Below are 26,607 nucleotides of genomic sequence, written 5' to 3'. Positions count from 1 at the left end.
CCCTTCTAATCCCAGCTGTATTTTGTCAAGTTTCCTCTCAGCTGCATATGGGCAAAATTCTGCTGACGGAGCGCTTCATAAAGAACAATCGCCACAGAATTAGACAGATTCAGAGATCTGATCGACGGGTTCATGGGGATCCGTACCGCCATCTCCCTGTTTTCATGCAGTATCTCTTCCGGAATACCGGCGCTCTCTTTTCCAAACATAATATAGCAATCCGGTTCGTACTGTACATCCGTGTAAATATTCGGCGCTTTGGTAGACGCCATATAGATTTTTGCTCCCGGATTCTTTTGCAGGAAATCTTCATAATCCAGATAAGTTGTCACATCCAGATCTTTCCAATAATCCATACCCGCGCGCCGGAGTTCTTTTTCCCCCAGAAGAAATCCCAGCGGTTCGATCAGATGGAGCCGGCTGCCCGTAGCTACGCAGGTTCTGCCGATATTTCCGGTATTTGCCGGTATCTCCGGTTCATACAGTACAATATTCAAAGCCATAGCAGTTCTCTCTTTTCCTATTCATAAATCTTATACAGCTCATCCGTTTTCGGCCTCTCCAGATAAGCGGTGTCTTCTCCATTCAGAATCTTCTTCGCCTTTCCATCCACACAGCGTCCGATCAGCGTGGCATGAATCCCTGCTTTCTCCAGATCACGGACCAGCCTTCTTCCATCCGAAGCCGTCATCAGCATGCATCCGCTGGATATCAACTGATACGGATTCAGCCGATAATACTCACAGAGCTCTATGGTCTCCTGACGGACAGGAATCTTTTTCAGATCAATCTCCAGCCCTACCCCGGACGCTTCCGCGAGTTCCCAGAGCGCGCCGTAGATGCCCCCTTCCGTCACGTCATGCATGGCGGTGACGCCGGACTTTACCGCGGCGGCCGCGTCCGGCACCACTGACAGAAACCGGTCGAAATTCTTCGCCTCCTCTACAAAGGGGGCTGCAAAACGTTCCAACAGCTCCTGCTCTTTTTCTCTGGCAATAATGGAGGTCCCCTCAATCCCGATCCATTTGGTAGCCACCACGTCGTCTCCGACCCCGGCTCCTCCAGTAGTCACAAGATGACCCTTTTTCGCTTTACCGATGCCGGTCACGGAAATCACCGGCTGATTGACCACCGCCGTCACTTCCGTATGGCCGCCTACTACCTGTATATGAAGTTTCTCACAAGCCTCATCCACTTCCCTCATCAGCCGGCGAATCAAAGGCTCATCCGCCGTCACAGGGAGAAGCACCGTCAAAAGCAGCGCTACCGGCTCCGCCCCTGCACTGGCCAGATCATTGGCCGTGATCTGAACCGCCAGTTCTCCTGTATTCTTGTCCGTCCCGGTAATCGGGTCTGTAGACAACACAAAGACTTCGTCCGGTCCCAGCTGCAGAGCCGCACAATCCTCTCCGACCCCGGCTCCCACCAGGACCTCTTCTCTTCTGGTGTGTATCTGCCGAAAAACGGCCCTTTTCAGGACCGCCTCCGGCACTTTTCCGATTTCCATAAATAGTCTTACCCTCTTCCGGATTATTGTGCAGGCGTTGCCGCCTGAACCAGCGGCGCAATATTGGCGTCCGCCAGCGCCTCATCCTGCAGGGCGATAGCCGCGCGCAGATTTTCTGACAGCACAGGGTCTCCGGCTGTTCCGTAGGTCACCGTCCGGTTGCTTCCGCGGTAGGTGCTCTTGTTGACTTTGATCCTTTCAGTCTCTACACCGTTTACCGTTACTATCTTATACAGCTCCGCCACGTATCCGGTCCGTCCGGACGACACGTTCTTGTATCCCAGCGGCTGTCCCGCATCCTCGGTCAGCACGGTAGTCGGATCTGTCTGGCTTACCAGCACGCTTTCAAAGGAGATCTCCCTGTCCGGATCTCTGGTCTCTTTTCCATAAATATTAAATGTTACCTTTTTATCAGAAGTTGTATATCCCTCTATGTAAATCGGATAATCTGTATTATTCACAAATTTCAGATCTTTGTATGTTCCGGCGATTGCCGCATCTTCGGCAAGTTCTACATAGGCGACGGTCATGGAATGCGGAGAGCGTTCCGTTACTTCCAGTTCCGCACGCAGCACCGCATTGTACAGCGTTGTAGACACCTGACAGATTCCTCCGCCCATACTGTCCACAGTCTCCCCGTTCAGATAGGACCCTGCCATGGCATAACCATTTTCCTCCGTAAACGGAGCCACCACTTCATAAGCGGAAAACTCTTCTCCCGGATACAATACGGTACCATTGATATGCTCCGTTCCACTGGTGATATTCTTGCTGCGGTTGGAACTGGATGTGGAATAACTGGTGGTAAAACTTCCCAGCAGATCCTGTACATACTGAAGCTCTTCCGCGCTTCCCTCCGGCTCTGTAATCTCTGTCACCAGATCCACGGAACCGTTTTCATCCCAACCGCCGTCCAGATAACTGACAATAGCCTGAACCGACGCGTCTACGTCTAATACGAGCCCTTCCTCCCCCGCTACAAACTGGAACTCTCCATCTTCACGGGTAAGAGAAGCATTTTTAGCTTCCTGGTCAAACTGTGTACAGTTCTCCTCTACATAAGTGCGAACCATAGACTCGTTTGCCGTCCATTCCAACGGATAAACTTTTCCTCCGTGCTGCAGGTCTTTCTGTTCCTTATATCTTTTCAAAATATGTCCGGTACGCCCGATTCCAAGCGCTTCATCCACTGCATCTTCATATGTACAGGTAACTCCGAATTCTGAAAGCGGAGCTTCCAGCGTGTTGTCACCGATCTTCAAAGTGATTGTCTGCTCTTTTACATCCTCCACATAAGACGCAAGCGCATCCATCGCCTGAGCTTTTGTCATGCCCGATACGTCCACTTCCCCGATCGCAACACCGTCCAGGATCGTATCTTCCGCAGCAAATACGCAGGACCCCAGTCCGAATACCAGAAGGCATATGCCCAGTGCTATCTTACTGATCCATTTTTTCATACTTTCTCCTCATCCTTCCCTACAGCGCATAAGTCAGCAGCGGCACAATCATAGCCACTACCAGCAGCAGCACGATCACCGCCGCCACAATTCTTCTTTTCTTATCATTAGATCTCATTACGTATCATCCTTTCCTTCTTCCGATTCTGCCATACTGCAGAATGATGTGGTCGATCATGCGGGAGGCTTCGCTCTTGGTCATCTCCTCCACGCAGATACTCATTTCTATTTTATGATATTTCAATAAATCATTCAAGTATCCTTTTTGTGAATTTGTAATCGGGCATTCTTTTTTTACAGAATACATCATTTTCTGAAAAACAAATACCTGCGGCTCCGTCCCGCCGAATTCCGACTGCATTTTCCGGAAAATCTCGTGGGCGGATCTGGCGTCATCCAGCGCCCGGTGGGAATTTCCCGGATCCACATAATAATGCGCGCACATGGCCGGCAAAGATCTGGACCTCATATCAGGCAGCACTTTCCGCGCAATCTTCAATGTATCGATGCCGTCTTTTTCAAATCCCAGACCGCACATAACCGCGTTCTGCTTCAAGAATCCATAATCAAACTGTACGTTATGCCCAAGAATCGGGTATCCTTCGCAGAACCGCACTATCTCTTCCATGGCCGCCTCCAGAGGTTTCCCCGCCTTTTGCATCTCATCCGTGATTCCGGTCAGTTCCTGTATCCGGTAAGGGATCGGCACGCCTGTATTGATCAGCGTCTCATAACTTTCCCGTATCTCTCCGTCCTCCACCTTTACGGCTCCGATCTCCAGGAGCCGGTCCTTCGCCGGATCCAGTCCTGTCGTTTCCACATCCAGCGCCACATATCTATCTGTCATGTCCTTTTTCCTTACAGTATCCACGAAGGAAACACTCCCCGCATTTGGGATTCCTTGCCGTACAGATACTTCTTCCGAATGTAATAATATGTATATTCCAGAGGATCCAATGATCCTTCGGCAGTTTCTTCATCAGGTCAAATTCAATCTTAACCGGATCTTCTTCTTTTGTGAGTCCCAGCCTTCTGGATATCCTCTTTACATGTGTGTCCACCACCACGCTGGGTTCATGGAAAATATTTCCCCGGATCACATTGGCGGTCTTCCTTCCCACGCCCGCCAGAGAAGTCAGCGCATCCAGATCGTTTGGAACCTCTGCTCCGTACTCCTCCACCAGTTTTCCGGCGCAGGCGATGATATTTTTCGCCTTATTGTGATAAAATCCGGTGGGTCGGATATCCTCTTCCAGCTCTTTCAGGTCCGCCGCGGCGAATTTCTCCAGAGAATCATATTTACGAAAAAGATCCGCTGTCACCTGGTTTACCCTGGCATCCGTACACTGGGCGCTGAGCATCGTAGCGATCAGAAGCTGCCACGGCGTCTCATAATGCAGATAACAGACGTATTCTGTCCCGTATTCCCTATCCAGAAGCTCCAGGATCTCTCCGGTTCTCTTGGTCATCTCAGTACCTCCGTATATGCTTCCTTTGTCAGAGGGCTTCGCCTGTCATAATCAAAAAGCACAAATTCCGGCCCATGTTCTTTTTCAAATACCTCGATATGCACTTTCCTGCCATAGGCCCGCTCATATTCTTTCAGACGCTCCCTGTAAGGCGTCAGATCCGCGGCAAATACAGGGCGGCTTTTCAGTCTCTCCCTGGCGTACAGGTCAAAAACCATACACTGGTCTGCCTCCGCGGACCAACAACCCTTTTCCCTCAGAAAATCCCTCAGAATTTCATACCGTGCCATGCGCCCGTGACTGACGTCTGCCAGCCCCTTTTCATCATAATATACTGCAAGTTCATGGAAGAAATCAAATGGAGATACCTTCCTTTTTAAAATTTCCGCCAGAGTACGGTCAAACTGATGCGAATTGTAATAAATTTCCGTCATCTCCTCCACTCCCTTCAGCAGAAGCACCTCGCCAAAAGAGAGCCAGGAAGTGGCATATACTTCGTACGGAGGATTCTTCCGGCAGAGGATCCCGTAACGTTCCGCCCGCGCCTTCATCTTTGTGCCTTCGAGCACTTTCAGAAACCCCAGCTGCAGCTGCTCCGGTTTCATGGCAAACACTTCGTTATAAGATCTTCGAAAGCTGTCCAGATCCTCCTCCGGAAGTCCTGCGATCAGATCCAGATGCTGATGGATATTTCCGCGGCTGCGGACTCTCTCCACCACCGTTTTCAGCCGTTCCAGATCCATGACCCGGTCAATTTCCCGGATCGTCGCAGGATTTACCGACTGTACGCCGATCTCCAGCTGAATCAGCCCGGGACGCATCCGGCTCATCAGTTCCAGTTCTTCCTCTGTGATTAGATCTGCGGCAATCTCAAAATGAAAATTCGTAATTCCATTGTCATGCTCCATCATCCAGCGCCACAATTCCGCCGTCCTTCCGGGATTGCAGTTAAAGGTGCGGTCCACAAATTTCACCTGGGGGATCCGCGCCTCCAGGAATCTTCCCAGCTCCGCTTTTACCAGATCCAGACTGCGGAACCTCACATTTCTGTCCACGGAAGACAGGCAATAGCTGCATCTGAACGGGCATCCCCGGCTGGATTCATAATAGATAATCTTATGCGCGAATTTTCCCAGATCGTCATAAGGAAACGGAACCTCATCCGGATCCAGAAGCGCTGCCGGGGGATTCTGTCTGATATTTCCGGAAAAATCCCGGAACGTCAGTCCCCGGATATCGCTCAGAGAACCTGTTCTTTCTATATAATAGGAAGCAAGTTCCCGGAAGATCCCCTCTCCCTCACCGCGCATGATACCGGTCACCTCCGGATGCTCCTCCAGAAACGCCTCCGCGTTAAACGATACTTCCGGACCGCCGGCCCATATGCTGATCCCCGGAAGCACCTTGGGAAGCTCTCCCATCAGTTCTTCCACCATCAGACGGTTCCAGATATAACAGGAAAAAGCAACCACGTCCGGCTGCCTTCGGTAAATATCGCTGAGTATATCAAAAAACTGTTGATTAATGGTGTATTCCGCAATTTCCACCTCTCCCGCGGGCCTTTCCGCCGCTTTTTTCAGGCTGTATACAGCCAGGTTGGAATGAATATATTTAGCATTGACTGCCACAAGAAGTATTTTCATATGCACCTCCGGTCACGCGAACATTGTAGCACATTTTTTCCTTTTTGTTTCGTATTTCTTTTGTTTTTTTAGAAATCCTTTATTTCATCGCCACATTTTCGTCACATTTCCTTGCTATTATAATACTCGTAACAGGAACACATCAGTATTTCATTCATAACACTTTAGGGGGCTTCCCAAAAGCCCCCACTCCCTCGAAATATCAAGGTTTTCACGAAAGTGGAGGCCTTTCTTTTTTTCTCTTTTCATTTTATATTATAATTTTTCTATGCTGAGACAGCCAACTGCATCTGGCCCAATCAGGGCAACTGCAAGATTTTCCCGGTTCCATTTGCAGTATTTCTTAATCAGTTCGACAGAAATTATGTGGAGCCGGATTTTCTGCTGATTTTCCACGGATAAATAACATCTGAAAATGGCAGCGGGACACATGCAAAATCAAAAACATGTCCTGCTGCCATTTTTAAGATTCAAAAGGGCAAGCCGTTTGGCTTAATCCACTTCCACCACACGCATAATATTGGTATGTCTGGAAGACTCCACTGTATTCAGGTCCCTTACGATTCCTGCCGTCACCACCACCAGATCTCCTTCCCGGATCACACCTTTCTGTTTCAAGAGCTCCAGAGAAGAATAAATCAATATATCTGTGGACTCCGCACGCTTGGCCTGGAACGGGAGCACGCCCCAGTAAAGCTGCATCTGACGGACTACCTGCGCGTCCGGCGACATGCCGATAATCGGAGTCTCCGGTCTCCATTTGGAGAGCCGCCATGTGGTAAATCCGCTCATACTGGGCGCGACGATCGCCTTCGCGTGCAGATCATGGGCGGTGGACACCGAGGAATAGCAGACCGCGTTGGAAACAGTCCCCAGGATCTCCGGGCTTACTTTTCTTGTCCGGTAAAATTCTCCGTCCAGATGCGCTTCCGCGTCACGGCAGATCTGCGCCATCATCCGCAGCGCCTCCACCGGATACTTCCCGGCAGCCGTCTCGCCGGACAGCATAACCGCGTCAGCCCCTTCATACACCGCATTGGCCACATCCGTCACCTCTGCTCTGGTGGGACGGGGATTTCGGATCATGGAATCCAGCATCTGTGTCGCCACGATCACAGTTTTCCCAGCTTCATTGCACTTCTGGATCATGGTTTTCTGTATATATGGAAGTGTCTGCGGCGGAATCTCTACTCCCAGATCCCCTCTCGCCACCATGATGCCGTCGCTTTCCTTGATAATCTCGTCCAGATTCTCGATGCCTTCTTCATTTTCTATCTTCGCGATGATCCGGATCTGGGAATCCGCTTCTTTCAGAATCTGGCGGATCTCCCGGATCACATCCGCATTCCTGACAAAAGAAGCGGCAATAAAGTCAAATCCCTGTTCCATGCCGAATCGGATATCCGCCTTGTCCTTTTCCGTCAGGCCCGGCAGATCAATCCTCGTCTTCGGAACATTGACGCCTTTTTTCTGTCCCAGTTCCCCTCCGCTGACGACACGACAGAAGATCTCCGTGTTCTCCACACGTTCTACAGCCAGATCGATCAGTCCGTCGTCAATGAGAATATGTGTCCCCGGTTTCACACAGGCCGGCAGTCCCGCATAATTCACATGGCAGATTTCTCCATCCGCCTCTACTTCTCTGGTGGTCAGAGTATACGGCATCCCGTCCTGAAGATGTACTTTTCCGTCTTTCAGGAGTCCTGTACGAATCTCCGGTCCTTTCGTATCTAAAAGCGCGGCGATCGGGAGATCCAGCTCTTCCCGCACACTTTTCAGCAGCTCCAGGCGCCCTTTCTGTTCCTCATGATCTCCATGGGAAAAGTTGAATCGCGCCACATCCATTCCGTGCAGCGCCAGCTGTTTTAATGTGTCCCGATTGTCCGCGTTGGGTCCCATCGTGCAGATGATTTTCGTTTTCTTCATACAATATCCTTTCTGTCCATATCTCCCCTGTTTCCCGGCTTCGCTCCTGCTTTTTCTGTAAAAAAACGGCTGTCAGAACTCTGACAGCCCAATCAAAGGGAGGGGACTTATCCAAGTCCGATATGAAAAAGTAGGTGCTGGGTACCTTACGATGGATAGTATATCCTCCCTATGTAAAATTCATAACCATATTTTTGTAAATTTTTTGTAAAGTTTCGACCGGGTCATTCCATTTTGCCGCAGACTTTCTCCGCGACCATCCGGTAACTGGGAGTAGGTACCTGATACTGCTCTCCCATGCGTACTACTTCCCGCAGAAGTCCGTCCGCCTCGGAATCCCCGCCCTTTTTCAGATCCTTCTGCATGGACGCCGTACAGTCGTCCGCCAGCCCGTCCATGATCTTCAGATCCTCTTCCACAATATCCACCGGAAACGGAATGCCCATGGCGTCTGCCAGCGCGTCGATCTCTCTGACACAGGAAACGAACAGATCTCTCACTTTCCCCGGACGCTTCATATCGCCGGCCGCCGCGTCATAGTATGCCCCTGCCGCCGCCATAGGCGAGACAAACGCATATTTCTGAAATGTGTCCCTGCGGACTTGATCTGTATATACCGGAAGGATTCCGCTGTCCTGCAGATCCGTTTTCACCTGAAGCAGCAGCGGATCCGACACATTCCCGTCCAGGCTTCCGTATACAATCCGGAAAATATCTCCGCTCATGCGGATCGTTCCAGGAGCTTCAATCGCCGCCGCAATATAAATGCAGCCATTCAGCACACGGATGCCCGGCAGGTCTTTCGCCATCCGTTCTCCGGTTCCATATATATTCAGTATGGGGATCACCACCGTATTTTCATGAGCCGCTTTGCGGATACAGCCGTAAATACTGCCGACAGAATATCCTTTTACGCAGACAAAGATCACGTCTGCCTTCCCCTCATAATCTTTTTCTTCTACTGCTTTCAGCGGCATCGTCCACTCTCCTGACGGGCAGATTATACGCATCCCGTTCTCCTGAATCGCTTTCCCGTGCGCTCCGCGCGCGATCAGCGTCACGTCTTTTCCCGCTTTTGCCAGAAATGCGGCAATACTTCCTCCGGTACCGCCTGCTCCGATCACCAAATAAGATAATTTTCTCATTCTATCTCTCTCCTTCCTCCGGCATACCCCAAATAATCACCTTGAAAATATAATATCCTTACCCAGGGAGCTGGGGGACGTGTTCTCACCCATTCCGAGACCTTACGGAAGGCGGTGATTATTATGAGTACATATGAAGAATTAAACTTGATTGTGAGCATTGCTCTATTGATAGTCGCCATTCTAACTTATACACATAAGAAATAGCCGTCCTGCTCTCGTCAAAGTTTAAGGACAGCTATCTCTTGATAGTACATTTTTAAATTGCGCCGGGACGGGTGAGCTGCATTCACCTTCCGGCTCCCTTGTTAAGTATATTATAGCAAATATGCAGGAAATGTCAAACAGATCGTCGCCTCCTGCATCTTTCTATCGCTTTATGATGGAATCGCCGGGAGTGACGAACGGAATCCTATCGCTGACTGTATATGCAATTCCCAGTTTTTCCAACTCTTCACAGAATGCCCTGACGTATTTGTCCGACTGGAAATTCTGCTTGAAATCCAGGACAAAATTCTCTCCGCAGGAGATCATATTGATTCCAAGGCCGGTGGTCCCGGAATTGTAAAGATGTATTTCGGAAATATACTGCGCGTTCTCGCCCAGGCGGAACGCACCCAGATAGCTGATAATATAAGTATTCAGCGTCATCCCCTCAAAAAATGTCATGATTTTCTGCTTTTCTTCATAAGAATCCAAAGTATCCAGCTTATTGGACAGTCCGATCATCGCGTTGGCCTCTTTCCGGCAAAAATCTCTGTCTCTCTGCGCCTTCAGCAGTTCCCGATACTCTGTTGCCTGTTCGGTCAGGCTCTTCTCTGAAAATTCTCTGCTGTAAGGCAGATTCATGCTCTTCACACAGTTCTTGAATGTATTCGGCACACCCAGGGCGTCTCTCATGTCCGCGGCAATATTGGCGTTGACAGGTTTGTCATATTCCGAATAGAGTTCCGCGATGCCGCGGCTCATCAAAAGAGCCAGCAGGATCACAGGAGTCGCGTTGTGCTCTTTACACGCCTTCATATATTGGGCGCCGGAAATCTTTACCTCGTACCGGTAATTTGTGGCCTCCTCCGTCGCCACATTTTCAGGGATCGCGTATCTGTCCCGCGGAAGATTGACAAACGTTTTCTTTTCGTCAAAATCATACTCCTGCAGAAATGGATCGTCCGTTTCTCCGGGCAGGAGCGGATCATCCGCCAGACGGACGCCTTCCGGCACGGGTTTCCTGCCATATTCAGATCACAGTAATAATAGATTAAAGTCTCAAGGAACGGCATGACGCCGCGTTCGTCGCACAGCGCGTGATGGAAGGATATATAAATGGAATATCCATAATAAGTGATATCAATCAGATGGTATCCGCAGCTGATATGGCCAAGTCTCGCCAGTTCTTTTGTCCTCCTTGCGACCATGGACTGCTCATTGTGGAACCGGAGCGCCTGATCAGCATTTCCTTCTCGCTGCGTTTCATTGTATCATACAGATCATGGAGCCAATTACTCATATTGTATTACCTCTGTTTTCTTTTTAAATGATATCTGTATCATACCTTTCGGATGTTTTTGTTAATTTAAAAAATTGTTTCAGTTTCGTTAAAAATCATTTAGGGAAGAAGGTGGGTACAACTGGGTACAAATTCATCAAACACCGGAGACAAGATGGTCACGCCCCTCCGGTCACCAAAGATCACTAGAAAATAAAGGAAAAACAAAAAAAGAAAAGCCTTTACTTTCAGGCTTTTCTAGGTATTTGAGAGAGCACGAGACGGGATTCGAACCCATGAATCATAAATTCCGTATAATTACTGTGTTTGCTTTGAAATTCCACATTCTTTAAAAATGCTTTATTTTTCAACTATTTCAAATTTACTTTTACGTCTTTATTATTGCACCTAAGATGTCTATTTTTCAACACATGCAACACGAAATGCAACACGACTTGATTCTCCATTTAAGCAGTGATATGATGCATATTGAGATACATGACTATCTCCTTCTGAAAGACTGACTCCTTCTCTCTTGCTTTGGAGTCAGTCTTTTACTATTTCAAAAGATGGAATGGAAGTTTATGGGTTCAGGAAATGCCATTCAAATACCAGCTGGAGCAAAAGATATAAATGTATGTGTAACATTTGAGACTGGGCAAGTAGCATCTTCTGTAATTCCAAATCGTAATCAAAGAGTAGATTTTGGATTTTATTATACTCCTAGTGCCAATGGATCAGCATGTGTAAATATTGACAACTCCGTTCTTACGCTTGTCCAGGCTTTTTATGGTGGAGAAGATGCCAGGACTACAGTGCATATGAATGCATATTATAGGTAACCGCAATACTATATAGGATATCACATATATGCTACCAATATTTGCAATGTCCGAGTATTAGCCTTTGGTGTTTTATTCATGTACAGAATCTGAATTACTTTTGTGCCCATTATTTGTACGGACGGGTATATATTATCGGCAGCGCACATGTTATATATATCGTCATTTTGGACAAACGTAGCCGCAATGATTTGATTTGCATCACTCTGTTGTACGGATTGGGTTCTTGCACCATTTGTTGTGACGCTTAAAATGGCATATTTTATCTTATTTTGAAATAGTAAATGAGCCAGCCCCTCTTAAGGAGAAGCTGGCTCAGATTTAATATGGATTTTTTGCTGAGCTTAGATATGAGAAATATGTCCTTTTCTCCTGCTGAGAAAGACCCAGCGAATCCAAGTATGGAATTATTTCATCTTTTCTCAGGGATCCATTCCCATCAGCGTCGGCATTCTTTTTATACAGGTAATATCTGACAAGCCCATCCGCCCCATCATTATCATAGATTGTCTTCAACTTCTGGTTTTCCGCGCTCAACTCCGTTCCCTGTACTTCATGCTTTGCAAGAGCTTTCGTAAAACTTTCCATCTTATCATCAAAATCAAAGCGAAGAATACCAAGCTGCGAATACGCCTGGGATCTGTTCAGATCAGATTCCAGGGAAGCGCTGATCCTTTCCGTAGCATTTGTCGTTTCGTAATTCTTTTCTGTGTAAGGGTTATTCTCTTCTTTCGTATTCGGATACAACTGCGCGTAGACTTCCTGCTTTTCGGAAAGACTCATATTGCTTTCTTCCAGCGCCGCTTTAACATTATCTGCAGCACCTTCTCCTCCTTCGTCCTTAATGCCTTTATACAGGTTATAACGCACAATTCCTTCCACTCCAAGATCATTATAAATCTTATAGAGCTTCTGATTTGTAGTGCTCATCTCTTTCCCGAACTGCTCATTCTCAGCAACTGCCTTTGCAAGAGAATACATATCTCCAAGGATCTCAGATTTTTCAGCATCGTCAAATTGTTCATATTCAGGAGAATTTACAAAGCCTTCCGCCAACTCATAGGAAAGTGTGCCCTGCGCCCGCTGCAGTGCGCTGTACTGTTCATTGGTCAGCCTGGTATCCCCGACTTTCCACTCTGCTTTGCGTGGAAATACAGCATTATTCCCTGTCTCATCAAAAAGTCTCTGAATCTCGCTGTCAATAGGCGTTTCAGCAGAGTTTCCAAGCTGACCGGGATTAACCATCTGTGCGAATGCCGCTTCGCCTGTACTGTCGCTTCTTCGGATTTCCTGGCCCCATGTATCATAAGCTGCCGGAAGCGTTTCACTCAGGAACGGGATCTTCGATATGGCCGTGTTAATCTGCGTCTGAATTGGTCGATCAGCAGAAAACGTCTGGCGCTGTACCGGATCTACTGTACGCGCGGCGGCGCCCAAAGCCGATGGTATAAACCGTTGCGGAAATTCCAACACCTCATTGATGAAGTTCTCCGGGACAGATCCGCCATTTCCCGTATCAAAAATATCAGCAAGCGACTGTAATGGGGACAGTTCCAGCCAGGAATTTGATACGCTAACCGCGGCTTGTCCGGCCATATCTGCGACGCGCTCAAATCTATCCATAGCTGTTTTTGATTCATCATCGGACTCGGCAATGGATTGGTACATGGATGCTCCCAGGATAAACGGGATTGCTGCCGGCTGTGCCCAATCATATGTGTAATAATTATCACCCACTTTGATAGAATAAGCAAGTTCCCCTTGCTGCTTCTGGAATGCTACCTCATCTTTATCACTGGACAGTGCCCCTGTAATCACGCCATTTTTTGCCAAAGTGTAACCGGCTGCAATTGCCGCAGTACCAGTCAAATTTTTTGCCAAATAATCCATGATTTCTGATGCGCCTTTTTTATCTTTAACCATTTTGAAAGCATTGACAAGGCCTGCCGGGCTATAATCAATTCCTCTCATCGCAAGGTTCGCAGGTGTTTTTGTGAAAGGCATAACAATTTCCCCGACTTTTCCGGTGTTTTTCTTCAAGTTTGAAAAAGTCCGCGTCAATGCATTATCGTCCTTGAACGTCGCCTTCAGCGCTTCATCTGTCGCAAGCGTTATCGCATCTTCCGGGATCTGGTCGATGGAAGTTATCCCTTGTGCTTTCATATAGGAAGCAAGACGGTTCACAAAATTGTTGCGGACGAAAGGCTCATCACCGGCTTCCAGCAGATGATATGTGAACTGCCGCGCCATCTCCAGGAAAGAATCGTTCACTGTTATTCCGGTTGCCGCTTTCACCCGGGCGGTCAGTCTCGGAGCTATTCGGTTCAAAAGATTATAGGTCGCTCCCGTCACTGCCCTTGTCACACGATTTCCCTTGAATACCTGATGATTCCCGGCAACTCCCTTCAATCCATCCCCCCATTTTGAAGCTGAACTTCCCAGGATGCTTTCTTTCACACCATCCCATACTTCTCTTGCCAGTTTCTTCTCTGCTTTTCCGCCTCCTGTAAGGGACTGCGTAACCTTGAAATCCGGGTTTATCAAATGGATGGCATTCTGCCCAAGCGCAGACACGCGATCAGACAAAGAACGGACCGGCTGCAATAATGCGTTCGATACGATATTCCTGATCTGTGTTCTTGGGTTCAACAGCATGCCCACGCGTGACAACTCCACAAACTTTTCCCATCTGGTAGACGGATACTGCTTTGCAAGCCGCGCCCCAATCTTTTCATATGCCTTTTTGATCGCGTCAGTGTCTCCCGGCTTGATTTTTCCGAACATTTCTATCTCATCATCCGTCAAGGAAAAATCTGTCCAACGGTTCCCAAATTTCTGCCGCCCTGCCGCGTTCATATTATCTATGTCACGGACAGCATATCTCAATGCGGTATCCGGATCACTCTTCATCATGGTAATTGCAGCAGCTTGTGTAAACTGGCCGCCTTCACGAAGTTTCTGCGAGACAGTCCTCAGCAGCTCCACAGCTTCGTCCTTCCGGCCAGAATCAATCATATCTGACACGATCTTATTCGCCAACGGGACAGCTTCAGGAGATTTTGCGTCCAGCAAACGATAGATCTGGCTTTCTGCAGATCCAGAATCATAAATCCGCTGTGCCCGCTGTAAAGTTTCTTCATTGCTCAGAACTTCATAAAATGCCGGATTGTCAATGAATTCGTTTTGAATCTCATCGGAAACACCCTGTACTCTGCCCCTGGCAATATTATTACCATAGCTCTCCTCGACAACATCTCTGCCGTCAATTGTTGCCGTGCGTCTGGACCTGCTTCCATTTAATAGATCCTCGCCAGAGCGCGCAGATATTTCAGGATCTCGAAGAGTCGGGATTTCTTCCGTCAATCTCGCCGTTCTATCATCCACACTTTCTGCTGCAACTCTGTATGGAGGCATTACATCTGATACCGCGCTGCCGGTCCGCCCATTGGCCGGGATATTTTCCAAGGGCGAAAGTCCATCCGTCCTCCGCATTACTGTCTCTGCGGAATCTGCAGCCTCATTCAATGCCGTTCCAGACCGTTCTAAGCCGTTTTCAAGACTTCCAGGAGGATCAAGCTCCGTTCCTCTGGCTCTATTTCGAAGCGCTCTTCCAACGACCTGTGACAAACCCTCGCCCGCAACATTATATGCCAAATTTTTTCCAATACTTCGCGCGACATTCCCTGCCACTTCACCGGCGCTCCTACCCGCCCTGACATCATCCGCCGCACGGGGAAGTGTATCTAAAACAGTATCCAGCGACAGATCACTCAGAACGTTCGCCGTTGCCTCTCCAACGAGCTCCGGAATTCTATTTCCAGCCGCTGCTGCAGCTGCAGCATTTCCGCCGGGACTTAAAGCACTTGCAATCCTTCCGGAAAGCGCCTCTCTTGCCGCCTGAACCCTTGGAATATCAGACATAATGCCGCTGGCCAGGTTATATTTTGCGACCTCCATAGCTAAGTTCCCGGCGCCCTGCGCAAGCGGGCTTTGTGTTCGGGCATCTTCTATGGATTGGTCAATAAAGTTTCCGGACGGATTCCCTCCCGGTGTCAGATTATCGATCCAGTCTCGTACAGTTCCAACACCAGGCAGGTTCTGTGCGGAGTCCATAATCCCGGTTACAAAAGCCGCCAGCGGATTTGTTTTATTCTTCAGCCTAACCATAGTTGCATACATTGAAGTCTCATCCGTAGCGTCTTTTGCCGCCTGCGCCTGAGAAATACTTCCAGATGCAATGCGCCGGTTATAATCCCTCAACCATTCGCTTGCATACTCCTGGATTACCTTACGGTCCTCTTCTGACATTTTCCCACTCAAAGCACCATAAAGCGGATTAGAAGTGCTTGACACTTCTTCCTGAGGTTCAAATTCCTGTGTCAAGACGGGTATGCTTTCTTGCCTCTGAACAGAGCCTGTCGAGAGAACCGGAGAGGAACTCTCTTTTCCCAGACTCGATGTATCAAGGCTTGGAATTCTCTCCGTTGTCGGTACAGCAGTGGTTCTTTTTAACTGGCGGGCTACTCCGGTCATTCCGGAAAGACTATCCTTCTGCCGATCATTATAATAACTGAGTGCATTCCCGACCGAACTTCTTGTCCTCACTTTTTTCTCTGTTTTAGCCGCACGTTGAGAATCCTGTTTTCTTTTTAGCTCACCAGCGTTATACCATTGTTTTCCAGAAGCGTCTTTCTGGCCAGATGTGGCACTTTGGCTCCCGCTTTTGTTCAGGCGCTTTGATACTTCCATCTTTTTCGATGGAGTATGTTCTGTATTAGATGTGACGTTTTTATGCTTATTAAGCATCTTTTCTATATCGTCTATGCTATAATTCGCCATACCTGACCTCCATGATTACAGCTGGTTGAGAATATACTGCAGCGCCCCTGTATTATTGACGCCGTTTCTTACCAACATATCAGCGATCTGATCATCGCTGTATCCATTAGCTTTTACCTTTTTCGCCCATGCGGCATAATTATTCCAGGAGCTATAGTCCTCTACTGGACTACTTACTGAGACAGGATCCTGCCTATTTGTTACCGTTGCTTCTACCGGTGAATATGCCGCCTGATTCGCCAAAAGATCCTGCATCGCCGCTGTATATGATTCCGTCAAAGCCGGAATATTATCATACATATCAGAATAAGATGACGCAATCAGGTTTGCCAGGTCGCTTTCCAACTGCATCTGGTACGCGGCTTTCTGTGCAGAATCTTCCGCCAACTGATTATTATAATTCTGCAATGCCGTTGCCAGATTGTTCTGGTATGTATTTTCCAGTTCCGACAGGTTGTTGGCGCGGGTCTCTTCGATATTATTTCTGGCATTTCCATAGTTATTGGACAAACCGGCCATAGTGCTTTCTGCCAACCCACCCGAAAGTCCCTGTGCCGCCATATTTTGAGCGAGATTTCTTTGAGACAACATACGGTTAATGTATGCCTCCCTCAATGCCTGATTCGATTGATTGTTTACATTCCCCTTTGACACATCATAACTGGAATTCAGCGTCCCCACAGTGCTGTCATAATTCTGTTTTAAAAGCTCTCCACGCTGGTTATATGCATCATTAAGCGCCGCCATATTCCGATCATATGCGTTTTGGGCAATACGCTCCTGTTCTCTTCTGAGACGCTCCGCTTCTTCGCGTGCCCTTGCTTCTGCCTCTGCCTGAAGCTGAGCATAATATGCAGCATTCCCAGCAGACGAACTACCCCCGCTGGAAGATTCAGAATTTCCACCAGAATTTCTTCCTGAGCCTCCGCTGTTTCTATTGGATGTGTTTTTATTCGATGAAGAAGAATTGTTCTTCCCGTACTTTTTATTCAAGGCTTCGCCTCTTGCCATCTCTGTTTCGTACTGCTTTTTCGTCAAATTTAATGCCATAAAAATTCTCTCCTTATATTGAAAAATCCCCGGATTTCTCCGGGGAAAATCAATTAAGCTGTATATAACAGTTCTGTGATCGTATTTACACCAACCTTATAGTCCAGTTTCAAGCCGCGGATCTCCTGGAACAATCCGACCGCCAGCCGCGTATCATTTCCGAATTTTCCGTCAGCCTCCAGCCCATACTCTGTGCCCAGAAGCTTTACAATCTGCGGCCCGATCACCGTGTTCAGGCGCATCTGCAGCCATTTCACGGTCTGTCCAGTGCTGCCTACAGTAAATCGTGCACTGAACATGTCAAATGCTCCAGAAAGCAACAGAACTTTCTTGATCGCCGCAGTCGTGTCTGGCCCTTTGATTCCATCGATCACCAACGCTTTTCCATCCGCATCCGTGATTCCGTCAGCGTTGAGTGCTTCCTGAAGACTTCGGACGGCTTCCTGATCCAGCTCACGATCTCCTTCTGCTCGCGCTTCTGTTGGAGTGTCGAACAGTTCTTTCTCCGCGGCCCTCCGGCGAACAAGTCCGTTCAATTTTTCCCCTCCAGCATGGCAGTATTCCGGAATTTTCGCAGATATATCCTCAATAGAGCGCGTCCCATTTGCTGTCAGCTGGTTAATGGATCCCAGGTTGAAAGCGAAGGAAACAAGAGCGTCAAACTGATTCTGATTCCAATGATATTTGGCATCAAAACCGTTTACATTCTTTTCCGCCGCCGCACAATCATCCCGGAGATATTCATCTGCGGTATTCTGCGTGATGACCTGTCCCATTTTTACGCCGGACGTATGACCGTATCCAATCGTCGGTACCCCAGCCGGGTCCAGATACGCTTCCAGCCTGCAGCCCTCAAATTCTTTGATAAGATTCAAACCATTTTCACTTATTCTCATATTCTTATTCCCCCGTTCTATTCCACAAACACCCAGTCTTCAGCCAGCATATCCGCCTGCGATGCAAGCCATCCCATCTGCACCCCTGATGTTCCAACAAAAGCAATAGCCATATTGCCGATTGCGTCATGGTCGCAGTTTTGAATATTCCCATCCGGTGTTATATAGCTGATATTCTTAGCCAGTTCGATATGCTGATTTTTCCCATTCCATCCCTGACGCTTCACCTTAAGCCCGCGCTTCATGTACTTGATGGCATCACCAAAACTGAATGTAGGCGTACCGCCCATGATTGAGCAGTTCTCACTATTTGCTGGAACCCATTCGTCTGAAAGTACATTCAGCAGTGTGTATTCCACTCTCTGAGTTTCCCTGATATCAAGAACATCTTTTCCTGTATCTGAGTCTGCTTTCCTACAGTGCATCAAAATAGTTTTCTTTTCATCATCCCAACACCAATATCCTCCCCATGACGGAAGCTTCATCGGAATCCCGTGTTTCATCATATCTAAAGCCTGTGCGAATCTCATAATTTCCTCTCTTTCTTTCGGCTCATGCACCGACACAAAAGGGAACGGTTTCCCGTCCCCTGGTTACAATAATTAAAATATGTCGCTCTTCCCATCTTTGTCCAGCAGGTTCCTCATCATTTCATATAATCCCGTACTGGCAAGGCCGGATATCATCCCGCCCAAAATTACTGCCGCGTTGATGCTGGGGATGTTGACCAGCACATTGATGATAGTCCCTAACACCAGCATGGACAGCGGAATGTACTGATTTCCCAACCAGTCAAAGATTTTCGCGTATTTCAGCGCGAATCCCACGCAGAGACAAATCCCCAGCGTGATCAGGTTGATGTACTCCATTAAAAAACTCAAATCAGTCATACGATGTTCTCCTTTCACATTCCAATCAGACTGAATATGTAACTGACCACAAGGCCAATCACAAAGGTTAAAAGGTATCCTGTGACACTGCGCCACTTCTCGCCGTCCCGGCCTTCCAGCTTTTCCAGCCGTTCGCCCTGCTGCTTCTGCTCATTAAGCATGCTTTCCATGTTGAGAGCCAGTTTTTCCACGGATGACGTCAGGGTTTTCTGCTGCTCAATGCTCTCTTCCAGCAACTCAATCCGCCGGTTCTGGCGATGGTCTTCTGCTTCAATCCGCTTCCGGAATTCTTCATGTTCAGCCCGTGTTATATATTCCTGATCCATTGGATGTCCTCCTCATCTGATTCCATGCCACGCCGTCTGAAGAAGAAAGCCCAGCAACTCCCAAATCTTGTTTTTGATTCTTTCCATACAGATTTCAGCCCCATATTCTTCAGAATAATTCTTCGGATCCACACAAGAACTGGATTCAACGATTTCAAAACCATTCCGCAGCACACAACGCACGACTGTGGTTTTGTCTCCCAGCGTGATGATTTCTTTATAAGAAATAAACTCATCGACCATCTTCTGACCAATACTCGCGCCAGAAGGCAGGTGCTTATTGTCGTCAACCTGAAGATATGCCGAATCAAACACATTTTTCGGAGACCATGACACATAAGAATCAGAATATTTCACCAGATATCCCGGATCATCCGGATTCTCATCCGGTGGAATCGTCCAACCGCGATACTCATTGTATTCTCCGCGTGTCATAGGCTTTGCCTCAATCAATTTGGTTCCAATATACTTTTTCATTCTTTCTCCTTTCAGTTCGTAAGTAGCGAACAAAACATTGTTTACGGATTACATTTTATTTTTTGAACATCAGTTCACTAAATCAAAAGATCCAAAATAAAATTCAGTATGATGTTGTTGCAGAAAACGAAAATCGTGATTTATATCTAATGTTTCAACGAGTTACAGATGTGGAATTTGTAAATGGTGTTGGATACGTCAACAACAATCTATCAGGGGGCGACCGTGTTGCAAGAGCTTTTGCACAACCCGAAAATGTAACAGGAGTAGTAATCGCATCATGTCAAGCGCAGAGCGCAAATAATCGGATGGAGCTGCATTGTATTAACATTGACGATGGTACGCCATATTCAGGGAACACCGTGGGTTATATCAATCTATTTATATTAGTGGTAAAGGATTCTTAACCTATAGGATCATTGAGAAAGTCGAATATATCCCGTTCTTTCCGATTCACCTTTTTTTACTATGTTGATGTAATAACCTGATCCGTCCTGCAATAGTTCTATTGATGATATTTCAACAGATTCTATTTTCTTTTGATTTAGTCCCGAAAGCTCATCAAAAATCGTTGTTGCTGTCCAGTCCGAAATATCAAATGCTCCGGCTTCGACTGCTGTCTTGGCTTTATACATCACATTGTCCTTTATGCAGTAATCCCCTGCTGCATAGGTCGATTCTTCACTGAATTCGTCCGGCCTGACAGTGGCAATATCATCTGCATTTTCCTTCAATGCTTCATCTATTTTTTTCATATCCGAAGTATAGTCTGTGATCCAGTCCGGAATATCAGATCCCGCTACCTGGGACAAGTTATAATTTGGTGTCTTCGCTGCCGTTGACATATATCTTCCTCCCTATTTTCCTAAAATATTTGCACCGTAATTTGCATAATCATATGCCGTAATCTGATAGCTTGCATACTGATCTGCTGTCAGCTGAAGCGCAGCGTATGCTGCCGCGGTCAGAGCCGCAGGCTTCATGTTGTCATACAAACTTTCGATGATCTGATTAATCGGCTCTACTTGCCCGGTAAACGGATTAACCATATAGGCAATGTTATTTACGGTTTCGGCCACAGAATTGATCTTACTTGCTGCGTCCGTTGCAGTGTTAAAAGCAGTATTGGCCTTAGAGGATGCGTCTGCTGCCACCAGGGCAATCTGATCTAGGATACTCTGCACATTCTGTTGTGCCTGAATTCCTGCCGGCGCTTTCGCACCAAGCGAAGCTGCACCAGCAGCGGCTTCCAGTTCGCTGATGAGGTTATTGAGTTTTGGGATGATAACATCCAGCGCCAACTCGTCAAATTTTTGCTGCATCTCCGTAGTATCCAACCCAGGAGTGTCCGGAAGTCCTACCACACCCTTTCCTGTTGTGTCAGCCGTTGTGATTCTCGTAAATGCCATGTTATCACCCCTTATAATTTCCGTTTTCGATATACTCAAAAGCGATATCGTAAAGCCCGAACGGCTCATTGATATGGTCATTTTCCAGCTTGAATCTGGCCTTGTCCACCTTTTTGACTTTTATTTTTGTCGCAATCGTTTTCGGCGTCGTATCAGTCCGGAAAGTGAACTTACTGAATATCACATGCGCAAAGCTAAAATATCTTGCGCTTGTGGTATCCTCTTTTATCAGGCCCCATATGCCTCTCTTAAAGACAGACATTTTGATCGAAGTTATCAATGCAGTTGCCAAACGAACCGCCATATACCGAAACGTCTTATTTTTATAGAATAGCTTTCCGTAAAAATCCGGCGTTTCCCAGATTGCGTGAATCGCTGATCCATTATCATTATAAGAAAGCTGGGAGTCTGGATCGGAATAGAATTTGTATACCTTCCCATCTGTCGATCCAAAATATAACTCGCCGTCGTATTGCCACATCACCCATGCCGGGACATTAATCCGGTAAAACCCAACGTACTGGCGTGTCGCATATGGCATGCTCCGGTCTGTCTGGATCGGCTGTAGCCCGTCCAGGATATAAACTTTTCCGTTTATGCAAAGCCAATACATATCTTTGAACGTACAGGCGTAAGCATCCTCAAGGTTCTGTTCTTCCAGAAGCTTCCCGTTCAGAAAAAAGCTCCGATTCTGGGAATACCGTTCCCCTGTGATATCCTGCGGTGTAACAGCATAGATACCCAACCGGGTGAGGAATAATGGCTCCGTTGCCAGATACCCAAAGGACCATTTTGCGATAGCCCCTGCCCCTTGAAGCGTATTGACGATCTTGAAGGCCGGTTCGTCTTCCACGATCTCACCCAAGCGCAGGATGATGTTGCGGTCGATTTCCATATCGTCCTTGTGCGCCGCCAGCCTGTCGTTGATAATCGAATAACCAACCACCGCAGACCCGCCACTGCCCAGGACGGAATAACCCGTATCAGGGAAAAACGTCGGGTCGTTGTACTGGCTGTACCAGTCATAATTTACAAAATCAGGATTCCCGGAAAGGAATAAACGGTCAGACGCTCCGCTCACCCCGTAAAGAATCCCTATTGTGCACTTATTGATCCTGTCCGCATACCCGGATACAGTCCTGTATGCCCGTATCCGTATATTATCTTCTCCCGTCACAGGGCTGACCCCGGGGGCTGTAGTAAAATTTACAATACCGTTTGTCCTGTCTACAGTAAACTGATTCCCTTCCGTAAGCGTGTCCCAATTCCCGTTTGAATTTAGTTTTTTCACAACAACCGCTGTTGCGTCCAGGCCGCCAAACAACAGGTGATATGCCGTATCATTTTCTGTCCCTGCAAAAAGCTCTTCAAACGCCGGTGAAAGGAGGTTTAACGCCTCGTATTGCGTCCCGCCGCCGGATGGAGCTTTGGCGATTGTCACTGTCGGAACATAAGCAGATGACTCCACTGTGCTGACCGAGGAACCATCATATTTCAAAAGTTTTTTCCCGTCAGCGATATACAGCACATCGCCAAACTGCCAGCTCTTTGACCGCGTATTATTCATTGCTGAATATATAGCGTTTGAGCCTTTATAGAGCTTTGTCCCTGCGTGGATGAGATATTGATCGTCCCCGCGCCTTACATGCATTCCGTTGATCTGACCGTCATAGGCTGAGACCAATTCATAACCCATGCATTTTCTGACCTTACCTGGGACGTCCCGGATCATATTCTGCCCATTGGGAGATTTATTCAAGTCGACATTGGATGGGCTGTTCGTAAAATCCACGCCCAAGAACTCATCGATTGTAATAATGCTCCTGCTCGGGCTGGACGGGACTTTGAATGAAACTGCCATTACCAACCACCTTCGTCTTCACATTCCAGGATATAGGACGGATTGTCCTGGGAGAGCCTTTCATATGCCACTTCAAATTCATTCCGAAGCGAAGTCGCGATTCCATTGTCATCCTCTTTATAAAGCTGTGAGGCCATATATAACGGAAGAATTGCCAAAACATCCGGGGATATCCCATCAAAAGAATAATCGTCTTCCGTCGCGGCTGTCACTGCTGGCGGATAAGCTCGATAATAAATCGTATATATCCCTTCAAGATCAGAGTGGATCAGGAGCACATCCTGCGCCTCAGATCGGTATTCGGCACATCTTTCGTGATAATTTCCGGCCGTAATATACACTTCGCCGTAAAATTCAAAAAAATCTTCTGCCAGATCCTTCATCCGGAACCTGCGAAACTGCCCCACCTGGTCACCATCTACAGAATTTACATCCACAGACTTCACGATATACTTTTTTGATGTGCAGATCATTTGCAGACATTCATTTGCTACATAAGGCATCCCTGCCAAATAATCTTTTGAAGAATCATCTGACGGGATCTCTGTGCCATCGGCAGAAAACATTTTTTGCATAGTAGCAAGCTTTATATCGCCCCACGTCATATAATCACCGTCCTAACCCGTTCAGCGGTTTTTCTGCTGCGCTGTTTTTCTTACTCCGGTTCTCCGTCCGCCTGTCTTCTTCACCTGTTTGTTGACGGCTTCTGACGGCGCTCCCTCTTCCGTGCTTTCTTTCGGCACCGAATCTTTGATCCGCAGCTTTTCAGCTTCTTCTTCACTGATCCTTCTGGATATATAATTCCCATCCGGTAATACCTCTTCTACTTTGTAAAAAGAGCTGCCTTCCGTGAAGACAGCCCCTTTCTGCAATCCCTTTTCGACCATAACTCCTCCAATCAAGAAAGTGTGGTTCCGGCATCCGCACCGCCCATGATCATGTGTCTCCAGTCGTTGAACCCGCAGGACATACGGCAGTATGCGTTCCACAGCAGGTTGCGGGAATGCTCATCCACCCAGTTTTTTACGTCCAGGCCAACACGGTCATAAAACAAGGTGCCGCGGAGTTCCTTATTTGCCTCACTGGACATGATAATGTACGGCTTCTTCCCGGACGCCACCTGCCATGTCGGAAGGACGATCAGGTTCCATAAGCCCTTCTGGGTATTGACATCGTTGTTGTTGGATCCCGGGATCAGTTCAGACCGGATAATCCTCTTTACCAGATCTTCCAGATCCGGCACATTCCCGGGAAGAATAATGGTGTCGAACGTATAGCCCTGAACCTCACCAGAGTTATTCTTAAAGTTACGTCCAATATTCGCCAGCCGGATAAGCATAGCCGAATCGTTTCCGAACTCATTCGTAAACACGTTACTCTGAACAGCGACTCCCTCTTTTGCTGCCGGATGCGCAGTATCAAACAGAGCTTTTCCGTCGCCGGTTGTTTTATCCAGCTCACGACTTCCCATAGAGTACTTTGCTCCCTCCGTCGCTACGGCATTCGTTGCCAGCTTCGCGCGTGTCCTTTTATACCCCATAACCAGGTTTCGGGACATGGTTTTCATAGTATTGATCTCACCATCATCCAACATCTGCCGGGTGCATGCGATCTCATCCATGAATGTAGAATGGATGATCAATTTCGGGAAAGTCTCCCGGATATCAGACAGATCCGGCACATCGCCTTCGTTTACCAGCTGAAAGGTTCCAGTGGAAGTAAGACCCGTGTTCTTCTCTGCATATTTTTTCGACTTCTCTTCATTGCAAAGATCCGTCACCAGTTTGTCGTATGGTGTTTTTTCGGTATCAGCATCCATCATAACGCTTTTGATTACCTGACCAACAGGTTTCCAAAGATCATCATTCAGTCCGCTGTTCTGTGAAAAAATAAGTGCCATATTTTCTACCTCCTTTAAATCAGCCTGCAGCCGCTGCAGGAACTGCACCATCAAAAGTGACTCTTACCGCCGTTCCACTTGCCCCAGTGCCGTACTTTTTCAGAATCGTCACAATCCCAGACGTTGTGGTGGCAGTAACCTGCGCTGCATCCGTATGAATAGTTACCTTCGATCCTTCCGTGACGGAGGAAGCATCTGCCGCAAAAGTCGTATCCCACTCCATTCCAGGAGCGATCAGGTACACTGCGATGTCTTCCGGATTCTCTGCCGGGGCAGAATAATTGCATGCGCAGATATACCGCGGGATCGTCGTTCCCGTGGCTTTTGCCAGTTTCCCGCCAGTAAGTACCAGCGCGTCGCCGATCTTATACGCTGTAGATGCAGTGGTCGGCAAAGTTTTGATCACCGGGACTTCCGGTTTTACATTGGATTTTTTAAAAGCAAACATTGATAATTCTCCCTTCTCATAATGTCCGGTTATACTTTGTGCGGAGTTCTTTATAACTGAGGCCTGGATACATGTCCTGCCATAATCCCAATTCGGCTTTCGGGATTTCTACTTCTCCCTCTGGTCCACTGGCCCCGCCACCAACCGGGATTAAATGACCGGTACTTTTCGCGGAATTAATTGCCGCTTGTCTAGATGCCGCTGCCCCTTTACCGACCAGGGCATCAAAATTCGCCAATCTGAACGCATCAACCAGGTTCATCCCGCTTCGCACATATCGGTCAAAAGATTGAAATGTATCCATCTTTGCGATATCTTCCAGGGACTTCACCTCCGGATAGAATTCGGAAATTTCTTTGATCTGGGCATCCAGCATCTGATTCCCTTTATCCACCCTCGCCTGGTGGATCACCTGCTGCGCCTGGCGGATTGTCGGGTTATTCTGGATCACCCGATCCAACATCGCAGGGTCTACGCCCTGGGATCTGAGTTGTTCCTGGACCCCAAGCCGCTCCTGTGCATCCAGTGCGGCGAAATAATCCTTTTCGCTTCGTATCGGCTGTCCTGTTTCAGGGTTACGCAAATGACCGAATCTCCGGGCATATTCTGCGTCCCGGTTCGCGATCTGCTGGTTATAATGCTGCTCTGCCCTCCTGCGCGCAGCAGCATATGCGGCATTCTGGTCAATTACCGGGTCGGCGACTTCCGGATCTTTTCCGCCTTCACCTTCTATGCCTTCCGAGGGTTCTCCCCCGATTCCTTCTGTTTCCAATGCCGGATCGGCGACTTCCGGCACTTCTTCGCCTGCGAACATCTGTAAGTTCATCGGAATCTCTTTAAATCTCATAAATACCTCCCGGATTTTTACGCTCTTCCTGCGAAAATGTATTAAAAAAACACCCTTTCAGGTGTTGTTGACTGGAAGTGGATTTTTCACTGTTTGAACCACTTTCCCATAATTAGGGCACTTCTTGTCCCTGCAAGTAAGATCCATAACCACAAACAACTGCGTTTCTTTATCTGGGCTGTCATC

The 26,607-nt window shown here is 47.7% G+C and carries 27 protein-coding genes; 3 read left to right on the top strand and 24 right to left on the bottom strand.

Features of this window, described 5'->3' with window-relative positions:
• Positions 1 to 5: 5 nt before the first annotated feature.
• From B5F29_RS02775 to B5F29_RS02740, 8 genes are all read right to left on the bottom strand, one after another.
• Positions 6 to 503 (bottom strand): tRNA (cytidine(34)-2'-O)-methyltransferase, encoded by a 498-nt coding sequence (locus tag B5F29_RS02775; protein ID WP_087153166.1) that lies wholly within the window; start codon positions 501 to 503, stop codon positions 6 to 8.
• A gap of 17 nt (positions 504 to 520) precedes the next feature.
• Entirely contained in the window at positions 521 to 1,507 is a 987-nt protein-coding gene (locus B5F29_RS02770) for an AIR synthase family protein (protein ID WP_087153165.1), read from the bottom strand.
• Between the two features lie 23 nt (positions 1,508 to 1,530).
• Positions 1,531 to 2,967: a VanW family protein gene (locus B5F29_RS02765; RefSeq protein WP_087153164.1), complete on the bottom strand. Its 1,437-nt coding sequence runs from the start codon at positions 2,965 to 2,967 to the stop codon at positions 1,531 to 1,533.
• Between the two features lie 124 nt (positions 2,968 to 3,091).
• Entirely contained in the window at positions 3,092 to 3,814 is a 723-nt protein-coding gene (locus tag B5F29_RS02760; protein WP_087153163.1) for a 3'-5' exonuclease, read from the bottom strand.
• A complete protein-coding gene (gene nth, locus B5F29_RS02755; protein WP_087153162.1) occupies positions 3,804 to 4,436 on the bottom strand; it encodes an endonuclease III in 633 nt (210 codons plus the stop codon). Before nth ends, B5F29_RS02760 begins: the two co-directional genes overlap by 11 nt.
• A complete protein-coding gene (locus B5F29_RS02750) occupies positions 4,433 to 6,079 on the bottom strand; it encodes a B12-binding domain-containing radical SAM protein (protein WP_087153161.1) in 1,647 nt (548 codons plus the stop codon). Before B5F29_RS02750 ends, nth begins: the two co-directional genes overlap by 4 nt.
• A 492-nt stretch (positions 6,080 to 6,571) precedes the next feature.
• Entirely contained in the window at positions 6,572 to 8,005 is a 1,434-nt protein-coding gene (gene pyk / locus B5F29_RS02745; protein WP_087153160.1) for a pyruvate kinase, read from the bottom strand.
• Positions 8,006 to 8,229: 224 nt separating this feature from the next.
• Entirely contained in the window at positions 8,230 to 9,150 is a 921-nt protein-coding gene (locus B5F29_RS02740; protein WP_087153159.1) for a ketopantoate reductase family protein, read from the bottom strand.
• 123 nt (positions 9,151 to 9,273) lie between these two features.
• Here B5F29_RS02740 and B5F29_RS17235 point away from each other — a divergent pair, with 123 nt between their 5' ends.
• Entirely contained in the window at positions 9,274 to 9,357 is an 84-nt protein-coding gene (locus B5F29_RS17235) for a putative holin-like toxin (RefSeq protein WP_442911268.1), read from the top strand.
• A 162-nt stretch (positions 9,358 to 9,519) separates the two neighbouring features.
• Here B5F29_RS17235 and B5F29_RS02735 read toward each other — a convergent pair whose 3' ends face one another.
• Positions 9,520 to 10,371 carry a hypothetical protein gene (locus tag B5F29_RS02735; RefSeq protein ID WP_087153158.1) on the bottom strand — a complete coding sequence of 284 codons (852 nt, stop codon included), beginning with the start codon at positions 10,369 to 10,371 and terminating at the stop codon, positions 9,520 to 9,522.
• Between the two features lie 849 nt (positions 10,372 to 11,220).
• On the opposite strand from B5F29_RS02735, the gene B5F29_RS16240 reads away from it, so the two are divergent.
• Positions 11,221 to 11,478 carry a hypothetical protein gene (locus tag B5F29_RS16240; RefSeq protein WP_143449112.1) on the top strand — a complete coding sequence of 86 codons (258 nt, stop codon included), beginning with the start codon at positions 11,221 to 11,223 and terminating at the stop codon, positions 11,476 to 11,478.
• 321 nt (positions 11,479 to 11,799) lie between these two features.
• On the opposite strand, the gene B5F29_RS02730 is transcribed toward B5F29_RS16240, so the two are convergent.
• The 7 genes from B5F29_RS02730 to B5F29_RS02700 all read right to left on the bottom strand — a co-directional run bounded on the left by B5F29_RS02730 (position 11,800) and on the right by B5F29_RS02700 (position 19,956).
• The gene (locus B5F29_RS02730; RefSeq protein WP_143449111.1) at positions 11,800 to 15,786 is read right to left on the bottom strand and encodes a hypothetical protein; all 3,987 of its coding nucleotides are present in this window, start codon (positions 15,784 to 15,786) and stop codon (positions 11,800 to 11,802) included.
• A gap of 546 nt (positions 15,787 to 16,332) precedes the next feature.
• On the bottom strand, positions 16,333 to 17,367 hold the full coding sequence (locus tag B5F29_RS02725) for a hypothetical protein (RefSeq protein WP_087153156.1): 1,035 nt from the start codon (positions 17,365 to 17,367) through the stop codon (positions 16,333 to 16,335).
• A 53-nt stretch (positions 17,368 to 17,420) separates the two neighbouring features.
• A complete protein-coding gene (locus tag B5F29_RS02720; RefSeq protein WP_087153155.1) occupies positions 17,421 to 18,263 on the bottom strand; it encodes a glycoside hydrolase family protein in 843 nt (280 codons plus the stop codon).
• A gap of 17 nt (positions 18,264 to 18,280) precedes the next feature.
• Positions 18,281 to 18,793 (bottom strand): DUF2829 domain-containing protein, encoded by a 513-nt coding sequence (locus tag B5F29_RS02715; protein WP_087153154.1) that lies wholly within the window; start codon positions 18,791 to 18,793, stop codon positions 18,281 to 18,283.
• A 72-nt stretch (positions 18,794 to 18,865) separates the two neighbouring features.
• Complete coding sequence (locus tag B5F29_RS02710) at positions 18,866 to 19,153, bottom strand: phage holin family protein (protein WP_087153153.1); 288 nt, start codon at positions 19,151 to 19,153, stop codon at positions 18,866 to 18,868.
• 14 nt (positions 19,154 to 19,167) lie between these two features.
• Positions 19,168 to 19,479: a hypothetical protein gene (locus tag B5F29_RS02705; protein ID WP_087153152.1), complete on the bottom strand. Its 312-nt coding sequence runs from the start codon at positions 19,477 to 19,479 to the stop codon at positions 19,168 to 19,170.
• A gap of 12 nt (positions 19,480 to 19,491) precedes the next feature.
• Complete coding sequence (locus tag B5F29_RS02700; RefSeq protein ID WP_087153151.1) at positions 19,492 to 19,956, bottom strand: Gp49 family protein; 465 nt, start codon at positions 19,954 to 19,956, stop codon at positions 19,492 to 19,494.
• Between the two features lie 62 nt (positions 19,957 to 20,018).
• Here B5F29_RS02700 and B5F29_RS16235 point away from each other — a divergent pair, with 62 nt between their 5' ends.
• The gene (locus B5F29_RS16235) at positions 20,019 to 20,363 is read left to right on the top strand and encodes a hypothetical protein (protein ID WP_143449110.1); all 345 of its coding nucleotides are present in this window, start codon (positions 20,019 to 20,021) and stop codon (positions 20,361 to 20,363) included.
• A 9-nt stretch (positions 20,364 to 20,372) separates the two neighbouring features.
• Here B5F29_RS16235 and B5F29_RS02695 read toward each other — a convergent pair whose 3' ends face one another.
• Genes B5F29_RS02695 through B5F29_RS02660 form a run of 8 tightly spaced genes read right to left on the bottom strand, consistent with a single transcriptional unit; the run spans position 20,373 to position 26,421 of the window.
• Complete coding sequence (locus tag B5F29_RS02695; protein ID WP_087153150.1) at positions 20,373 to 20,801, bottom strand: hypothetical protein; 429 nt, start codon at positions 20,799 to 20,801, stop codon at positions 20,373 to 20,375.
• A 12-nt stretch (positions 20,802 to 20,813) separates the two neighbouring features.
• Complete coding sequence (locus B5F29_RS02690; RefSeq protein WP_087153149.1) at positions 20,814 to 21,365, bottom strand: hypothetical protein; 552 nt, start codon at positions 21,363 to 21,365, stop codon at positions 20,814 to 20,816.
• Positions 21,366 to 21,369: 4 nt separating this feature from the next.
• Positions 21,370 to 23,226, bottom strand: coding sequence for a hypothetical protein (locus B5F29_RS02685; RefSeq protein WP_087153148.1), 1,857 nt, complete (start codon positions 23,224 to 23,226; stop codon positions 21,370 to 21,372).
• Positions 23,226 to 23,831 (bottom strand): hypothetical protein, encoded by a 606-nt coding sequence (locus tag B5F29_RS02680; protein ID WP_087153147.1) that lies wholly within the window; start codon positions 23,829 to 23,831, stop codon positions 23,226 to 23,228. Before B5F29_RS02680 ends, B5F29_RS02685 begins: the two co-directional genes overlap by 1 nt.
• Positions 23,832 to 23,852: 21 nt before the next feature.
• A complete protein-coding gene (locus B5F29_RS02675; RefSeq protein ID WP_087153146.1) occupies positions 23,853 to 24,113 on the bottom strand; it encodes a hypothetical protein in 261 nt (86 codons plus the stop codon).
• 11 nt (positions 24,114 to 24,124) lie between these two features.
• The gene (locus tag B5F29_RS02670; RefSeq protein ID WP_143449109.1) at positions 24,125 to 25,126 is read right to left on the bottom strand and encodes a hypothetical protein; all 1,002 of its coding nucleotides are present in this window, start codon (positions 25,124 to 25,126) and stop codon (positions 24,125 to 24,127) included.
• A gap of 19 nt (positions 25,127 to 25,145) precedes the next feature.
• Entirely contained in the window at positions 25,146 to 25,574 is a 429-nt protein-coding gene (locus B5F29_RS02665) for a hypothetical protein (RefSeq protein WP_087153144.1), read from the bottom strand.
• Between the two features lie 16 nt (positions 25,575 to 25,590).
• Entirely contained in the window at positions 25,591 to 26,421 is an 831-nt protein-coding gene (locus tag B5F29_RS02660; protein WP_087153143.1) for a hypothetical protein, read from the bottom strand.
• Between the last annotated feature and the right edge of the window lie 186 nt (positions 26,422 to 26,607).

It is taken from the genome of Lachnoclostridium sp. An196 (genome assembly GCF_002160135.1).
Lineage (GTDB): Bacteria > Bacillota > Clostridia > Lachnospirales > Lachnospiraceae > Hominiventricola > Hominiventricola avistercoris.
Note: the sequence above shows the minus strand (reverse complement) of the source record. Positions and strands in the feature narration are given on the sequence as shown.

Excerpts from the sequence above, each read along its gene's own strand:
- B5F29_RS02775 (WP_087153166.1), bottom strand. The coding sequence starts at position 503 with ATGGCTTTGAATATTGTACTGTATGAACCGGAGATACCGGCAAATACC.
- B5F29_RS02770 (WP_087153165.1), bottom strand. The coding sequence starts at position 1,507 with ATGGAAATCGGAAAAGTGCCGGAGGCGGTCCTGAAAAGGGCCGTTTTT.
- B5F29_RS02765 (WP_087153164.1), bottom strand. The coding sequence starts at position 2,967 with ATGAAAAAATGGATCAGTAAGATAGCACTGGGCATATGCCTTCTGGTA.
- B5F29_RS02760 (WP_087153163.1), bottom strand. The coding sequence starts at position 3,814 with ATGACAGATAGATATGTGGCGCTGGATGTGGAAACGACAGGACTGGAT.
- nth (WP_087153162.1), bottom strand. The coding sequence starts at position 4,436 with ATGACCAAGAGAACCGGAGAGATCCTGGAGCTTCTGGATAGGGAATAC.
- B5F29_RS02750 (WP_087153161.1), bottom strand. The coding sequence starts at position 6,079 with ATGAAAATACTTCTTGTGGCAGTCAATGCTAAATATATTCATTCCAAC.
- pyk (WP_087153160.1), bottom strand. The coding sequence starts at position 8,005 with ATGAAGAAAACGAAAATCATCTGCACGATGGGACCCAACGCGGACAAT.
- B5F29_RS02740 (WP_087153159.1), bottom strand. The coding sequence starts at position 9,150 with ATGAGAAAATTATCTTATTTGGTGATCGGAGCAGGCGGTACCGGAGGA.
- B5F29_RS17235 (WP_442911268.1), top strand. The coding sequence starts at position 9,274 with ATGAGTACATATGAAGAATTAAACTTGATTGTGAGCATTGCTCTATTG.
- B5F29_RS16240 (WP_143449112.1), top strand. The coding sequence starts at position 11,221 with ATGGGTTCAGGAAATGCCATTCAAATACCAGCTGGAGCAAAAGATATA.
- B5F29_RS02730 (WP_143449111.1), bottom strand. The coding sequence starts at position 15,786 with ATGTCAGAAGAGGACCGTAAGGTAATCCAGGAGTATGCAAGCGAATGG.
- B5F29_RS02725 (WP_087153156.1), bottom strand. The coding sequence starts at position 17,367 with ATGGCATTAAATTTGACGAAAAAGCAGTACGAAACAGAGATGGCAAGA.
- B5F29_RS02720 (WP_087153155.1), bottom strand. The coding sequence starts at position 18,263 with ATGAGAATAAGTGAAAATGGTTTGAATCTTATCAAAGAATTTGAGGGC.
- B5F29_RS02715 (WP_087153154.1), bottom strand. The coding sequence starts at position 18,793 with ATGAGATTCGCACAGGCTTTAGATATGATGAAACACGGGATTCCGATG.
- B5F29_RS02710 (WP_087153153.1), bottom strand. The coding sequence starts at position 19,153 with ATGACTGATTTGAGTTTTTTAATGGAGTACATCAACCTGATCACGCTG.
- B5F29_RS02705 (WP_087153152.1), bottom strand. The coding sequence starts at position 19,479 with ATGGATCAGGAATATATAACACGGGCTGAACATGAAGAATTCCGGAAG.
- B5F29_RS02700 (WP_087153151.1), bottom strand. The coding sequence starts at position 19,956 with ATGAAAAAGTATATTGGAACCAAATTGATTGAGGCAAAGCCTATGACA.
- B5F29_RS02695 (WP_087153150.1), bottom strand. The coding sequence starts at position 20,801 with ATGTCAACGGCAGCGAAGACACCAAATTATAACTTGTCCCAGGTAGCG.
- B5F29_RS02690 (WP_087153149.1), bottom strand. The coding sequence starts at position 21,365 with ATGGCATTTACGAGAATCACAACGGCTGACACAACAGGAAAGGGTGTG.
- B5F29_RS02685 (WP_087153148.1), bottom strand. The coding sequence starts at position 23,226 with ATGGCAGTTTCATTCAAAGTCCCGTCCAGCCCGAGCAGGAGCATTATT.
- B5F29_RS02680 (WP_087153147.1), bottom strand. The coding sequence starts at position 23,831 with ATGACGTGGGGCGATATAAAGCTTGCTACTATGCAAAAAATGTTTTCT.
- B5F29_RS02675 (WP_087153146.1), bottom strand. The coding sequence starts at position 24,113 with ATGGTCGAAAAGGGATTGCAGAAAGGGGCTGTCTTCACGGAAGGCAGC.
- B5F29_RS02670 (WP_143449109.1), bottom strand. The coding sequence starts at position 25,126 with ATGGCACTTATTTTTTCACAGAACAGCGGACTGAATGATGATCTTTGG.
- B5F29_RS02665 (WP_087153144.1), bottom strand. The coding sequence starts at position 25,574 with ATGTTTGCTTTTAAAAAATCCAATGTAAAACCGGAAGTCCCGGTGATC.
- B5F29_RS02660 (WP_087153143.1), bottom strand. The coding sequence starts at position 26,421 with ATGAGATTTAAAGAGATTCCGATGAACTTACAGATGTTCGCAGGCGAA.